This window comes from Pseudomonas entomophila (assembly GCF_013523125.1).
Classification (GTDB): Bacteria; Pseudomonadota; Gammaproteobacteria; order Pseudomonadales; family Pseudomonadaceae; genus Aquipseudomonas; species Aquipseudomonas entomophila_B.
Map to the genome: position 1 here is coordinate 112835 of NZ_JAAMQJ010000002.1, position 14272 is coordinate 127106.

The window sequence follows — 14272 nt, forward strand, 5'->3', positions numbered from 1 at the left end:
TGATAGGTGATACATGGCAGGCGCAAAAGAGATTCGCAGTAAGATTGCGAGCATCAAAAGCACGCAAAAAATTACCAGCGCCATGGAGAAAGTGGCGGTCAGCAAAATGCGCAAGGCACAACTGCGCATGGCTGCCAGCCGCCCTTACGCGGAGCGTATCCGCCAGGTGATCGGTCATCTGGCCAACGCCAACCCGGAATACCGCCACCCTTTCATGATCGAGCGTGAAGTCAAGCGCGTCGGTTATGTCGTGGTGAGCAGTGACCGTGGTCTGTGCGGTGGCTTGAACACCAACCTGTTCAAGGCCCTGGTCAAGGACATGAACGCCAACCGCGGACAGGGCGTCGACATCGACCTGTGCGTGATCGGTAGCAAAGGTGCGACGTTCTTCCGCAGCTTTGGCGGCAACGTGGTAGCGGCGATCAGCCACCTGGGCGAAGAGCCGTCGATCAACGATCTGATCGGCAGCGTCAAGGTCATGCTGGACGCTTACCTCGAAGGCCGTATCGATCGCCTCTCCGTGGTGTCGAACAAGTTCATCAACACCATGACTCAACAACCGACGGTCGAGCAACTGGTACCGTTGGAGGCAACCCCGGATCAAGAACTCAAGCACCACTGGGATTACCTGTACGAACCCGACGCCAAGGAGCTGCTGGACGGCTTGATGGTGCGTTACGTGGAGTCGCAGGTGTACCAGGCGGTGGTCGAGAACAATGCGGCCGAACAGGCTGCCCGGATGATCGCCATGAAGAACGCCACAGACAACGCCGGTGACCTGATCAGCGACCTCCAGCTGATCTACAACAAGGCGCGTCAGGCTGCGATCACCCAGGAGATCTCGGAAATCGTCGGCGGCGCTGCCGCGGTTTAACGGTTCACATATTCAGAGGATCCAGCTATGAGTAGCGGACGCATCGTTCAAATCATCGGCGCCGTCATCGACGTGGAATTCCCACGCGACGTGGTGCCGAGTGTTCACAACGCGCTGAAGGTAGAAGGCGCGCAGACCACCCTGGAAGTTCAGCAGCAGCTGGGCGACGGCGTGGTTCGTACCATCGCCATGGGTTCGACCGAAGGCCTCAAGCGTGGCCTGAGCGTTGCCGACACCGGCGCTGCCATCGCAGTACCGGTCGGCAAGGCGACCCTGGGTCGTATCATGGACGTCCTGGGCAACCCCATCGACGAAGCCGGTCCGATCGGTGAAGAAGAGCGCTGGGGCATCCACCGCGCCGCGCCTTCCTTCGCAGAACAGGCAGGCGGCAACGACCTGCTGGAAACCGGCATCAAGGTCATCGACCTGGTCTGCCCGTTCGCCAAGGGCGGCAAGGTCGGCCTGTTCGGCGGCGCCGGCGTGGGCAAGACCGTCAACATGATGGAACTGATCCGTAACATCGCCATCGAGCACAGCGGTTATTCCGTGTTCGCCGGTGTGGGTGAGCGTACTCGTGAGGGTAACGACTTCTACCACGAGATGAAGGATTCGAACGTTCTGGACAAGGTTGCACTGGTCTACGGCCAGATGAACGAGCCACCAGGAAACCGTCTGCGCGTCGCACTGACCGGCCTGACCATGGCCGAGAAGTTCCGTGACGAAGGCAACGACGTTCTGCTGTTCGTCGACAACATCTACCGTTACACCCTCGCCGGTACCGAAGTATCCGCACTGCTGGGCCGTATGCCTTCGGCAGTAGGTTACCAACCGACCCTGGCCGAGGAGATGGGTGTTCTGCAGGAGCGTATCACCTCCACTAAGCAGGGCTCGATCACCTCGATCCAGGCGGTCTACGTACCAGCGGACGACTTGACCGACCCGTCGCCAGCGACCACCTTCGCCCACTTGGACGCCACCGTCGTTCTGTCCCGTGACATCGCCTCCCTGGGTATCTACCCAGCGGTCGACCCACTGGACTCGACTTCGCGCCAGCTGGACCCGAACGTGATCGGCAACGAGCACTACGAGACCGCCCGTGGCGTCCAGTACGTGCTGCAGCGCTACAAAGAGCTGAAGGACATCATCGCGATCCTGGGTATGGACGAACTGTCCGAATCCGACAAGCAGCTGGTATCCCGTGCGCGTAAGATCCAGCGCTTCCTGTCCCAGCCGTTCTTCGTGGCCGAAGTCTTCACCGGTGCTCCAGGCAAATACGTTTCCCTGAAAGACACCATCGCAGGCTTCAGCGGCATCCTCAAAGGTGACTACGACCACCTGCCAGAACAAGCGTTCTACATGGTCGGCAGCATCGACGAAGCGGTTGAGAAAGCCAAGAAACTGTAATCCCGGCGCCCCGAAAGGGGCGCTAATCAGGTTGAGGCAAGCAGATGGCTATGACAGTCCATTGCGATATCGTCAGCGCGGAAGGGGAAATTTTCTCCGGTCTGGTCGAGATGGTGATTGCGCACGGCAACCTGGGTGATCTCGGTATCGCTCCAGGCCACGCCCCGCTGATCACGAATCTCAAGCCGGGTCCGATCACGTTGACCAAGCAGGGTGGCGAGCGCGAGGTGTTCTACATCTCCGGTGGCTTCCTCGAAGTGCAGCCGAACATGGTCAAGGTGCTTGCCGATACCGTGCAACGTGCTGCAGACCTGGACGAGGCATCGGCTCAGGAAGCGGTCAAAGCTGCCGAGCAGGCTTTGAACGAAAAAGGCGCGGACTTCGATTACGGCGCCGCCGCCGCACGTCTGGCCGAGGCCGCAGCCCAGCTGCGTACCGTCCAGCAGATCCGCAAGAAGTTCGGTGGTTGAGACCGCCTGCTGCTTATGGATTGAGAACAAGGGTAGCCATCGGCTACCCTTTTTCTTTTCCCGTCATTTCATACCCGGTCACTGCTGACCGCCCAGGATTGGTAGCCAGTCAATGTCACTCGATATCGTAATTCTCGCCGCAGGCCAGGGCACCCGCATGCGCTCGGCCCTGCCGAAGGTGCTCCACCCAGTGGCCGGCAACTCCATGCTCGGGCATGTTATCCACAGCGCGCGTCAGCTCAAGCCACAAGGTATCCATGTGGTGATCGGCCATGGCGCCGAGCAGGTGCGTGAGCGACTGGCCGCCGATGACCTGAACTTCGTGTTGCAGGACCAGCAGCTGGGTACCGGGCATGCCGTCGCTCAGGCCGTGCCTGCCGTGACCGCCGATTCCGTCCTGATCCTTTATGGCGATGTTCCGCTCATCGAGGTGCAGACCATCGAGCGGCTGCTTGCCACGGTCAATGAACGTCAGTTGGGCCTGTTGACCGTCACCTTGCAAGACCCGACCGGCTACGGCCGTATCGTGCGCGACGCTGCCGGCCAGGTCACCGCGATCGTCGAACAGAAAGATGCCAGCGAGGCTCAGCGGGCGATCAAGGAAGGCAACACCGGCATTCTCGCAGTGCCGGCCAATCGCCTGGCCGAGTGGCTGGGGCGTCTGTCCAACGACAACGCACAAGGCGAGTACTACCTCACCGACGTGATCGCCATGGCCGTCGCCGATGGTCTGGTGGTCGCTACCGAGCAGCCTCTGGATGCCATGGAAGTCCAAGGCGCCAATGATCGCCGGCAGTTGGCCGAGCTGGAGCGTCACTACCAGCTGCGCGAGGCGCGTCGTCTGATGGCCCAGGGTGTGACGTTGCGCGATCCGGCAAGGCTCGACGTGCGCGGTGAGGTCACCGTCGGCCGTGATGTGCTGATCGACGTGAACGTGATCCTCGAAGGCAAGGTGGTGCTGGAGGAGGGCGCGCAGATCGGGCCGAACTGCGTCATCAAGGACAGCACCGTAGGCCGAAATGCCGTGGTCAAGGCGAACAGCCACCTCGACGGTGCCATCCTTGGCGAAGCCAGCGATGTCGGTCCGTTCGCGCGGTTGCGTCCAGGCAGTGTTCTGAGTGCCCGAGCCCATGTGGGTAACTTCGTCGAACTGAAGAACGCGCACCTGGGCGAAGGCGCCAAGGCCGGTCACCTGACCTACCTGGGTGATGCCCAGGTCGGCGCGCGTAGCAACATCGGCGCTGGCACCATCACCTGCAACTACGACGGTGCCAACAAGCACCAGACGGTTCTGGGTGAAGACGTGTTCATTGGTTCGAACAATGCCTTGGTCGCGCCTGTGGATATCCAGGCCGGTGCGACCACGGCGGCAGGATCCACCATCACCCAGGGCGTGGCCCCAGGTGAATTGGCCGTGGCGCGTGCCCGTCAGCGCAACATCGAAGGCTGGGCGCGCCCCAAGAAACAGCCCAAGACCTGATTTATCCACAGCGCATGGGTGCCGGAGTCATTTTCCGGCACCTTGCGTATCCGCCCGTATTCATCCTCTGCCTATCCGTCCTCCTTTTTATCCCCCTTGTGGAAAAGTCTGCTACAGACTCGTGCCGCCCTTCTTTTGTCATTCTCCCTTGACGCCTTCGCCGATTTCCGCTTTGATTGCACCACTTATCTTTCGAATCGAAACTTAAAGCATCATGTCGAAACGTAATACCCCCCAGCGTCGCCACAACATTCTTGCCATGCTCAACGAGCTGGGCGAGGTGAGTGTGGATACCCTGGCCAAGCGCTTCGAAACCTCGGAGGTCACCATCCGCAAGGACCTGGCCGCCCTCGAAGCCAACGGCCTGCTGCTGCGCCGTTACGGGGGTGCGATCACCATGCCTCAGGAATTGCTGGCCGATGTCGTGCAGCCGGTCTCGCTCTACAAACAAGCCATCGCCCGCGCTGCGGTCAAACGTATCCGTGAACACGCACGGATCATCATCGACAGCGGCAGCACCACCGCCTCGATGATCCCCGAACTGGGCCGCCAGCCCGGCCTGGTGGTCATGACCAATTCCCTGACCGTCGCCCAGGCCATCAGCGACCTCGAGCATGAGCCTGTGCTGTTGATGACCGGCGGTACCTGGGACCCGCACTCCGAATCCTTCCAAGGCCAGGTCGCCGAGCAGGTGCTGCGCTCCTACGATTTCGACCAGTTGTTCATCGGCGCCGACGGGATCGACCTGACCCGTGGCACCACCACCTTCAACGAATTGCTTGGTCTGAGTCGCGTCATGGCCGATGTGGCCCGCGAGGTGATCGTGATGGTCGAGTCCGACAAGGTCGGACGCAAGATTCCCAACCTCGAGCTGCCCTGGGACCGTGTCACCACCCTGATCACCGATGACCGCCTGCCGCTCGAGGCACGCGAACAAATTCAAGCCCACGGCGTAAACCTGATCTGCGCCGCTCTCAGCTAGGAGCCCCCTGCCATGTGTGGAATCGTCGGAGCCATCGCCGAACGTAACATCACCTCCATCCTGATCGAAGGCCTCAAGCGCCTGGAATACCGCGGCTACGACAGCGCCGGTCTGGCGATCCTGACCAAGCAGGAACAACTGGAGCGCCGCCGCCGGATCGGCAAGGTCAGCGAACTGGAGTCCGCCCTGGCGGCTGACCCGCTGGCCGGTCAGCTGGGCATCGCCCACACGCGCTGGGCGACGCACGGTGCGCCGAGCGAAGACAATGCCCACCCGCACTTCTCCGGCCAGGAGCTGGCGGTGGTGCACAACGGCATCATCGAGAACCACGAAGCCCTGCGCGAAGAGCTCAAGGGCCTGGGCTATTTCTTCAGCTCGCAGACCGACACCGAAGTGATCGTTCACCTCATCCACCACCTGCTCAAGCGCCTGCCGGACCTGGGCGATGCGCTGAAGGCCGCCGTCCAGCGCCTGCACGGTGCCTATGGCCTGGCCGTGATCAGCGTCAGCCAGCCGGACCGTCTGCTGGCAGCCCGCAGCGGCAGCCCGCTGGTGATCGGCCTGGGCCATGGTGAAAACTTCCTGGCCTCCGACCAGCTGGCCTTGCGCCAGGTCACCGACCGCTTCATGTACCTGGAGGAGGGTGACATCGCCGAGATCCGCCGCGACCGCGTGACCGTCTGGGACCAGGCGGGCGTCCCGGTGCAGCGTGAAACCGTGCAGTACCACGAAGGCGCCGAAGCCGCCGACAAGGGCAGCTTCCGTCATTTCATGCTCAAGGAGATCCACGAGCAGCCGACCGTCGTGCAGCGCACCCTCGAAGGGCGTCTGGGCAAGGATCACGTACTGGTTCAGGCCTTCGGCCCGCAGGCGGCCGACCTGTTCGCCCAGGTGCGCAACGTGCAGATCGTCGCCTGCGGCACCAGCTACCACGCCGGCATGGTCGCCCGTTACTGGCTCGAAAGCCTGGCCGGCATTCCCTGCCAGGTAGAAGTGGCCAGCGAGTTCCGCTACCGCAAGGTCGTGGTCCAGCCCGACACCCTGTTCGTGTCGATTTCCCAGTCCGGTGAGACCGCCGACACCCTGGCGGCACTGCGCAATGCCAAGGCCCTGGGCTTCCTTGGTAGCCTGGCGATCTGCAACGTCGGCATCAGCTCACTGGTGCGCGAATCCGACCTGACCCTGCTGACCCTGGCGGGCCCTGAGATCGGCGTGGCCTCAACCAAGGCCTTCACCACCCAGCTGGTGTCGCTGATGCTGCTGACCCTGGCCCTGGGCCAGGTGCGCGACACCCTCGCGCCTGGCGTGGAGGCCGAACTGGTCGACGAGCTGCGTCGCCTGCCGGCCCGCCTGGGCGAAGCCCTGGCCATGGACGGTGTGGTGGAAAAGACCGCCGAGCTGTTCGCCGACAAGCACCACACCCTCTTCCTGGGCCGTGGCGCCCAGTTCCCGGTGGCCATGGAAGGCGCGCTCAAGCTCAAGGAGATCTCCTACATCCACGCCGAAGCCTACCCGGCCGGCGAGCTCAAACACGGCCCGCTGGCGCTGGTCGACGCCGACATGCCCGTGGTCACCGTGGCGCCGAACAACGAACTGCTCGAGAAGCTCAAGTCGAACCTGCAGGAAGTGCGCGCGCGCGGTGGCGAGTTGGTGGTGTTCGCCGACAAGCAGGCCGGCCTGAGCAACGAGGAGGGGACGCATGTGATCGAGCTGCCGCACATCGTCGATGCGCTGGCGCCGATTCTGTACACGATCCCGTTGCAGTTGCTGTCGTACTACGTGGCGGTGCTGAAGGGCACGGACGTGGACCAGCCGCGGAATCTGGCGAAGTCGGTGACGGTGGAGTAACGGAACGTCGCTGGTACCCAAAGGTGTTTTTGATTAATAAAGGTTGTCACAAAACAATAAAGGTTGTCACAACGTAATAAAGGTTGTCACAAGGCTGGCCCCGACCGCACATCAGGCCGGAGCCAGGCCTTGGAGATTTGGGTGACAATCCTCTACGCACCGCTGTGACTGTTGTCCTGGCTGAGCCCGCTCGCTGGCATGTCCTCTTTACACGACACACCAGCCTCGTTCCGTTCGAGTGGGTCGCCCAATCATGAGCGACTTGAACATGGCATCTGCGCCCGTAGCTCCGGTCAAGGCTGCCCACCGCCAGCTGATGACCCAATCAAAAATAGATAAAAAAATTAAATCAGGCCGTGGAAGTGGAGTGAGAGATTCCTATAAACCATGGATCAAGGTGTGGGAAATCAAATCAAAGGGTGTCTCCCATATGATTGCGGGAGTTAAGATTTTCCGCACTCATCACCTGCTGTCCAATGCGGAGCGAGATTACCTCACTGTACTTGAGCACGACGCCTCGATCATTGATATCCGAGAGCAGTACCCCCTGCTTACACAGGCTGAGACTCAAGCAATTGCCTCAAGCATAAATTGTCGTCACCCTGTATATCCTGGGACGCAGATACCTGTCGTTATGACGACGGACTTTCTCATCACCTTCTTGGATCCCTCTGGTGAAACGAGGTTAGCTGCTCGCTCAGTAAAATATAGAAAGGAATTTGAGCAGGCTGATCTTCATGTGCGGAATCGAATAGCTGAAAAGCTCGCTATTGAGGAAAAATACTGGTCAATGAGGGGCGTGGACTGGAAGCTGGTCCTGCACGAAAACCTCTCGAAGATTAGATTAGCGAACCTCAGAGTTCTCAGGACTTATGCCAATATCCATCCCTCGTTGCCGACTGAGAAAAATATAGGGAACTTACTTGAATACATCGCGGGGTCAAAGACGGATCAAATACCCTTAAAAGCTCTTTTGGAAAAGGCGTCACGTGATATCTATATTGACTATATGAGCGTGAAGCGGCTCTTCCATCACCTGCTATGGATCGGCCGTTTAGAGTCTGATATTACCTCGAAAATAATAAGCTTGTCGCAGCCGTTGCACGTATGGCCGAGCCATCGGTCAGCGGCTTTGTCTCCGCCAACCGAGGTTTCTCATCATGCTTGATTTTCAAATTAACAGCATTGTTTCTCCCGGCGAAGAACCGAGCTTACTAAAAAAGGCAGTTAGGGTCTTAGGCATAAATAATGATACTGTTATCGTGATTGAGCTGAATATGAATCCAGGCAAGCCGTGGCAGATTGATAAGTCAGTTTTAATTGACGAAATTGATTCAGGGCGCGCGGTCTTAAGTCCAGAAATGGTTCCTTTACATCTGCTCAGAAGCGACGATGAAATTAGTGAAAATGAAAAGGCGAGCCGAAATCGAAATTGGAGTCTTATAAGAAGTTTAGTAGAAGATCGCTCTGCCTTGGATATTCTTGGTCCTGGTTTTGGGAAGCTTGTTGCGACGCATGCCATAGAGACAGGGGTAGAGCGTAAGCAGATATACCGGCTTCTATACCGCTATTGGAGTATGGGTCAGACACCTAACGCGTTTCTTTGGAACACAAGCGCTTGCGGCGGACGTGGGAAGAAAAAGGATCGGTCCTCAGGTATTATCCCCGGTCGGCCGCGTAAGTATCTTGGTGTCGTTGTCAATGATGGTGGTGCCATCCCGCTCGAACAGCGCCATCTCTCTCATATCCGTTTGGCTTACGGGCGAGTCGCTAGCGGCAAGTGTGGCACCCTGAAAGATGCACATAAGTGGATGTTAAACAAATTTTATAGAGCGACTCTCCCTGACGGATCGAAAGGAAATATTGTACGCGGCAGTTACCCGACTACTGCACAGCTTAGATATCACGGTAAATTATTTTTCGATGACCTGTATAAGCTCAAGGTGCGTGGCGGTTCTATCAGGTACAACAAAGACCATCGGGCTATCGTTGGCTCAGCATCCCAAGGCCTGATAGGCGCGACGCAGCGATATGAGATAGATTCCACCATCGCTGATGTCTATTTAGTGCATCGCGTTAATAGGCTGTGGCTCATTGGGCGTCCGATACTTTATGTAGTCGTCGATACCTACACCAGAATGATTGTAGGAATTCACGTGGGCCTTGAGGGGCCCAGCTGGAATGGGGCTAGACACGCGATATACAACGCTTGCACCTCAAAGGTTGAGTTTTGCAAACGATACAACGTAGACATTGAGGAAGCTGACTGGCCATGCTCGCATTTGCCAGTCGAAATTGTGGCTGACCGGGCTGAACTTCTAAGCGAGGCGGGGGCAACGCTCTCCCAAAGCTTGGGGCTTGGGGTGCAAATTTTGCCTCCTTTCAGGCCTGATTGGAAAGGGATCATCGAAAGCCGTTTCCGTCTGATCAATGAACACCTCGACTTGAAGTTCGTTCCAGGCGGAGTGGATGCTCGTAAAATGGAGCGCGGCGATAGGGACTACCAACTCGATGCCATTTTGGATATCGACGAGTTCACCGAAATGGTTATTGTAGGAGTCTTGGCTCACAATAAGAGCCTGCGGATACCACACCTTTTAAATCGCGAGATGATTGCCGGCGGAGTGGAAGCAACGCCTATAGCGATTTGGAATTGGTCGAAGGATAATAGCCCTATAAATTCAAAAGTAGTATCGCCGGCTGAGTTGAAAATCGCTCTATTGCCCTCTCAGCAGTGTCGTATAAGTCGAGGCGGTATTGTTTTCCAAGGCGTACAGTATACATGTCAAACAGCGTTACGCGAGGAGTGGTTGGAGCGCTCGCACAACCTGCGGACGAAATATGTTCGAGTATTCTATGATCCTAACTCTATTGAAAATTGTTGGATCAAGTCAGAAGCAGGTTTTGAGGCTTTAACTATTGTACCGCAGCAACGGCAGAAATATGGTGGACTCCGTATGGAGGAGGTTCTTGATATGATCCATGTCCTGAACCAAGTTTCGCCGGATGCCCGTTATGACAGTGATAATACTGCGGCGCTGGTAAGGGGGCGGCAAGAGGAAATCTTTGACCGGGCCAAATCCAAACGTGTCGCTCAGGGTGACCCGAAATCGAATGCAGATTTCAAGCGGGACAAACGTGCCAAGCGTGCTACCGAAGCTCAGACCGAGCGCGATTCCCATACCGCTGATCTGAATCAGCTACGCGTTGTGGATAACATACCTCCTGTGGCAGAAAATTCTAAGCTAGTCACCGGCAGGCCCAGTTCCGCGAGAAGCGCGGCGTTTCTGAAACTAGTCGTCAGCGAGGGAAGCGAGGCTGAGACATGAACGATTTGACGTTCTCCCCCGCAGAATACATTCCTACAGGCATGCCTCAGTACGATGGCAACCCGCTGATCGAATGCTTGCCTAGAATTCTGTCGGATGTAGATGTGGTCAGGCGCGTTGGGAACCTTCCGCCGAAGCCCGACGAGGCCGAACGAGCGTTGCCACCGAAGCTTCGCGGTCATGGGATCAACCGGCTGAAAGATGTTGTTGTTCCATTCGAAATTCACCTGCGCCTTGAAGACCTTTTCAGCCAGCTGATTCGCTACGGATATATGGGACGCAATCCGCTGTTGGCCTCATCTGTTAGGCATCGGCTGCCTTCCTCAGCGGAGGCCAAGGGCCACGGATTCATGTCCACCGCTGAGACGATGACGCTCATCGGCTTGAGTGGTATGGGTAAGACCACAGCGCTCAATTCCATCGCAAGGCTTTATCCGCAGGTGATCAGCCACAGCAGATATAAAGACGCCATTCTCATCGAAACCCAGGTCGTGTGGCTAAAGATTGAGTGCCCTCATGACGGCTCGTTGCGCGGTTTCTGTGCAGCATTCTTCTCAGCGTTGGATGCTGCGTTAGGAGTCGACAAATACTCGCGCAGGGGCGGTTCTGGCAACAGCATCAGCGTAATGCTCCAGCACATCAGTCAGCTGTGCAAAACCTTTTTCATTGGTGCTTTGATCATTGATGAAATGCAGCATCTTTGCTCCTCGCGGGGGGGACAGGATCGGGAAAAGTTGCTGAATTTCTTCGTAACTTTATCCAACGATGCAGGCGTTCCGCTGGTGTATGTAGGGACCAACGCAATGCTCCCGCTGTTTTCTGGTGTGCTGCGCAACGCCCGAAGAGCGGCGGGGATGGGACCCATCGCTTTTGACCGATTCAGCGAAGACGATCCGTTTTGGGAGCACTTGGTGTCCCAACTCTGGGCCTATGACTGGACGGCATCATGCGCCCCCCTGACGAAGGAGCTCTTGTCCAAGATCTATGATCTCGCCCAAGGCAATACTGATTTCCTAGCGAAACTGCTTATGCTTGCGCAGCGTCATGTAATTTGGGAGGGCCTCGACGCTATTACGCCAGCGGTGCTTCAGCAGGTGTATGACAATCAAATGAGGCTTCTACACAAGCCCATCGAGGCTCTACGAAGCGGTGATCCTCTTCAGATTGCTGACTTCGAGGACATGATGCCTACAAAAGACCAGATCGCCCAGATGATGAACTACGACTTGGCTCGCCGGGCCGACAGAGCTCATCTTTCGCTACTTACCCAGGCCGCGATCACTCCTCCACCTCAAGCCAAGGATAAATCGGCATCGAAGGCTACGGGTCGTACCGTGGTCCCGGTTGCTGACGGAGCATTAGCTAACGTGCATTTTTCGAAGGACGAAGACCTTCAGGCTCAGCTCGAACAGCGCGGCTGGGTGGATAGGGATTCCTCCTGGTGACATGAGGATCGGGAGCTCAAGGCAGTGGCTAACCTTCTGTTCTTCCCCCAGCCGTTCCCGGATGAGTCGCTCTACAGCCTGGCCGTGCGCTATCACAAGCTAGCGGCCAATCCAGGATACCGCGTGTCAAGCCACGAGCTCTTCGGTAGCTACTCGCGTACCTGTGGTTCCATTTTGCCATGCTGCTTAGGGGCTCTGTCTGAGCGTCTGGGAGGCGCCATTCCCGTAGGAGAGTTGATCAATCGCTTCACACTTTTACCGCTTTATTTGCCGTTTTTGAATGAACAGAAGGGCCGCGATGCCGTTGTTCTAATGGGAGGTAATCGGGGTACAGGACTCAAGATGGCCTTGGGCATAACAGCGTCGCGTTTCCTCCAACACGCCTCGTTTAGATATTGCGAGAGCTGCGTCGGACAGGACATGCTGGAGTGCGGCTTAGCCTACTGGCATCGTATTCATCAAGCTTCGGGCATTTGCGTCTGTCCGCGCCACAGCGAAGTGCTACAGGCGATGAGATTTCCCAAAGGGGCAGATTGGCGTTGCATGTTGCTACCGGGCGAATCAGGTGGAACGCCGGTTATGGACTGTGGAGAACACAGCGCGGCCATTGCGATTGCCCGTATGCAGCTATGGGGGCTCGACCACCCCGATGAGATCAAAGCGATCCAGGCTGGAAATTTTTTCAGGACCCGTTTGGACGAGATGAGTTTTATTAGGTCTGGTCGAATTAGAGAGGGAATGCTGAGAGAGTTCTTAACCAGGCGACTTCGGTGCAGTCCTAGCGCTGCCGAGTTTGAAGAAATGGTTCGGTCCTGTGACTGGGTTTTGCAGATCATACGGCGACGAGAGCGAATCGTGCAGCCCTTCAAGTTCTATTTCCTCTGCTGGCTCCTCGATCTGGAGCTGGAACACCTCAAGACCTACTGTCCAGAGGCCGATATATCCGCTGGTGTTATGGTCTGTCGTGATAGGCCGAATAACCTTACTGATGACAATGACCTCCAAGCCCGCCGGTTAGCCTTTGCAAACAGTGCTAACCCCAAATGTCATGACAAGCCGGGCTATCAGTGGTTGTACCGCCACGACAGGGAATGGTTGGTCAACTATGTTGCTGCAAACCCCTACCTCAGAGATCGAAAGATTCGAATCGACTGGCAATCCAGGGACTTCACCCTTGCGTCAGAGCTCGCTAAAGCTAGGGCGATCTTACTTTCTGTACACGGAAAGCCTCAGCAGGTCACCCGCGCTGCTCTATGCAGGCTTGTGGTAAACGCCCACGCTTTCCTTAAAATGCCGGAACATTTTCCGAGGAGCATAAGGTTGATGGCGGATTTGCTTGAGTCTACTCATGACCACCAGCTGCGTAAAATCCGGTGGGCAATCCGAGAATACTCTCTGACTGAACACTGTGCCATGAGTGTTCTCTACCGTTATGCCGGAATACGGATATCTCGCGTATCCGAAGATGAAATCCTCATGCAGATACGTGACGATATGGACTAGTTCTATTGGCTTCGTGCAAGAGTTTATTGAATATGGATTTTTTCTTCTCTCGCAGGAGGTCTTGCTCATCTTGGTTCGCTAGCAAATTTAAATAATTCTCAGCGGTGTGACATCCTAAAAATACATACATAGGAAATTTGTCACTGGTGGAGATACTGCTCGTGGTAAGTCTCGACGTAATCCCCATTTCTTTGTAAATCAGTTTGGAAATATCCAGCTCGGTGCGTTCGAATTCTCTAGTGCGATTAATCATGAGGCTTGCATATGCGATAAAGTCTGCCGTTCCATCATGTATCATCGGGCCGCGGTAGCCCAGAAGATCTGCGACAAATTTGGCGTACATATGACGGGTTGATCCGAATTCTCGCTTTTGACGTCTTGACCATTTGCCCTGCTTGCTGCACTTGGCTAGGTGACCAATCTCGTGCTTTTTCAGTGGCATTGAGCAGGCCGGACATGTTTCGATTAGAGTGCAAGCATGAGTACTGCAAACCTGTACGGAACCCAACACGTGCCTGCAATGAATATAGGGGCTTCCGCAGTTATTCAAGTCTTCGAGAACGCAATCTGGACAAACTTTCTGCCAAGTCTTTGGTGTGACGATTGCGGTCGCTCGATGACGACCAAGCGCAGCTATCATAGGATACAAAGTGTGGTCGTTTAGGACTAGTTCGGAAATTTTGTGGTCGTCTAGCAGTTTTGGGTAATAAAATTCTTGATGCGGCCGCCACTCTGCTTGCACGGTGCTTAAGGTTTTACTAATCCCAAAGCCAACACGAGGTATCGGTTTTATATAGAAATCTTCAGTTTTTAGAGATTTAATACCTAGAAGCTCATTGCCTCGCTTAAGCGCTGATGCGACATATTCTCCAGGTAATGGTGCGAAAATTCTCATTAATTGAAGTGCTTGTACACGTTGCTAGACGGGCGGTATGCC

Annotated in this window: 11 protein-coding genes; 10 read left to right on the forward strand and 1 reads right to left on the reverse strand. The window is 56.3% G+C overall.

The genetic code is table 11. From position 1 onward, the window contains the following. The first annotated feature begins 13 nt into the window (after positions 1-13). The 10 genes from atpG (at position 14) to G7007_RS01880 (ending at position 13335) form a co-directional block, all read left to right on the forward strand. Positions 14-874 (forward strand): F0F1 ATP synthase subunit gamma, encoded by an 861-nt coding sequence (gene atpG, locus G7007_RS01835; RefSeq protein ID WP_181098777.1) that lies wholly within the window; start codon positions 14-16, stop codon positions 872-874. A gap of 27 nt (positions 875-901) precedes the next feature. Then, positions 902-2278 (forward strand): F0F1 ATP synthase subunit beta, encoded by a 1377-nt coding sequence (gene atpD, locus G7007_RS01840; protein WP_181098778.1) that lies wholly within the window; start codon positions 902-904, stop codon positions 2276-2278. Between the two features lie 44 nt (positions 2279-2322). Next, the gene (locus G7007_RS01845) at positions 2323-2748 is read left to right on the forward strand and encodes a F0F1 ATP synthase subunit epsilon (protein WP_060395536.1); all 426 of its coding nucleotides are present in this window, start codon (positions 2323-2325) and stop codon (positions 2746-2748) included. A gap of 112 nt (positions 2749-2860) precedes the next feature. Next, the gene (gene glmU, locus G7007_RS01850; protein WP_181098779.1) at positions 2861-4228 is read left to right on the forward strand and encodes a bifunctional UDP-N-acetylglucosamine diphosphorylase/glucosamine-1-phosphate N-acetyltransferase GlmU; all 1368 of its coding nucleotides are present in this window, start codon (positions 2861-2863) and stop codon (positions 4226-4228) included. 211 nt (positions 4229-4439) lie between these two features. Further along, complete coding sequence (locus G7007_RS01855) at positions 4440-5210, forward strand: DeoR/GlpR family DNA-binding transcription regulator (RefSeq protein WP_181098876.1); 771 nt, start codon at positions 4440-4442, stop codon at positions 5208-5210. A 12-nt stretch (positions 5211-5222) separates the two neighbouring features. Continuing rightward, positions 5223-7058: a glutamine--fructose-6-phosphate transaminase (isomerizing) gene (gene glmS, locus G7007_RS01860; RefSeq protein WP_181098780.1), complete on the forward strand. Its 1836-nt coding sequence runs from the start codon at positions 5223-5225 to the stop codon at positions 7056-7058. A 268-nt stretch (positions 7059-7326) separates the two neighbouring features. Beyond that, complete coding sequence (locus tag G7007_RS01865) at positions 7327-8226, forward strand: TnsA endonuclease N-terminal domain-containing protein (RefSeq protein ID WP_049695266.1); 900 nt, start codon at positions 7327-7329, stop codon at positions 8224-8226. Continuing rightward, positions 8219-10387 carry a Mu transposase C-terminal domain-containing protein gene (locus tag G7007_RS01870; RefSeq protein WP_031312167.1) on the forward strand — a complete coding sequence of 723 codons (2169 nt, stop codon included), beginning with the start codon at positions 8219-8221 and terminating at the stop codon, positions 10385-10387. Before G7007_RS01865 ends, G7007_RS01870 begins: the two co-directional genes overlap by 8 nt. Beyond that, positions 10384-11832 (forward strand): ATP-binding protein, encoded by a 1449-nt coding sequence (locus G7007_RS01875; protein ID WP_023048574.1) that lies wholly within the window; start codon positions 10384-10386, stop codon positions 11830-11832. Before G7007_RS01870 ends, G7007_RS01875 begins: the two co-directional genes overlap by 4 nt. Positions 11833-11856: 24 nt before the next feature. Continuing rightward, positions 11857-13335, forward strand: coding sequence for a TnsD family Tn7-like transposition protein (locus tag G7007_RS01880; RefSeq protein WP_031312166.1), 1479 nt, complete (start codon positions 11857-11859; stop codon positions 13333-13335). Here G7007_RS01880 and G7007_RS01885 read toward each other — a convergent pair. Next, positions 13307-14230, reverse strand: a complete 924-nt coding sequence (locus G7007_RS01885; protein ID WP_125924300.1) for a TniQ family protein — start codon at positions 14228-14230, stop codon at positions 13307-13309. The two genes, G7007_RS01880 and G7007_RS01885, sit on opposite strands and share 29 nt — an antisense overlap. Positions 14231-14272 lie beyond the last annotated feature (42 nt).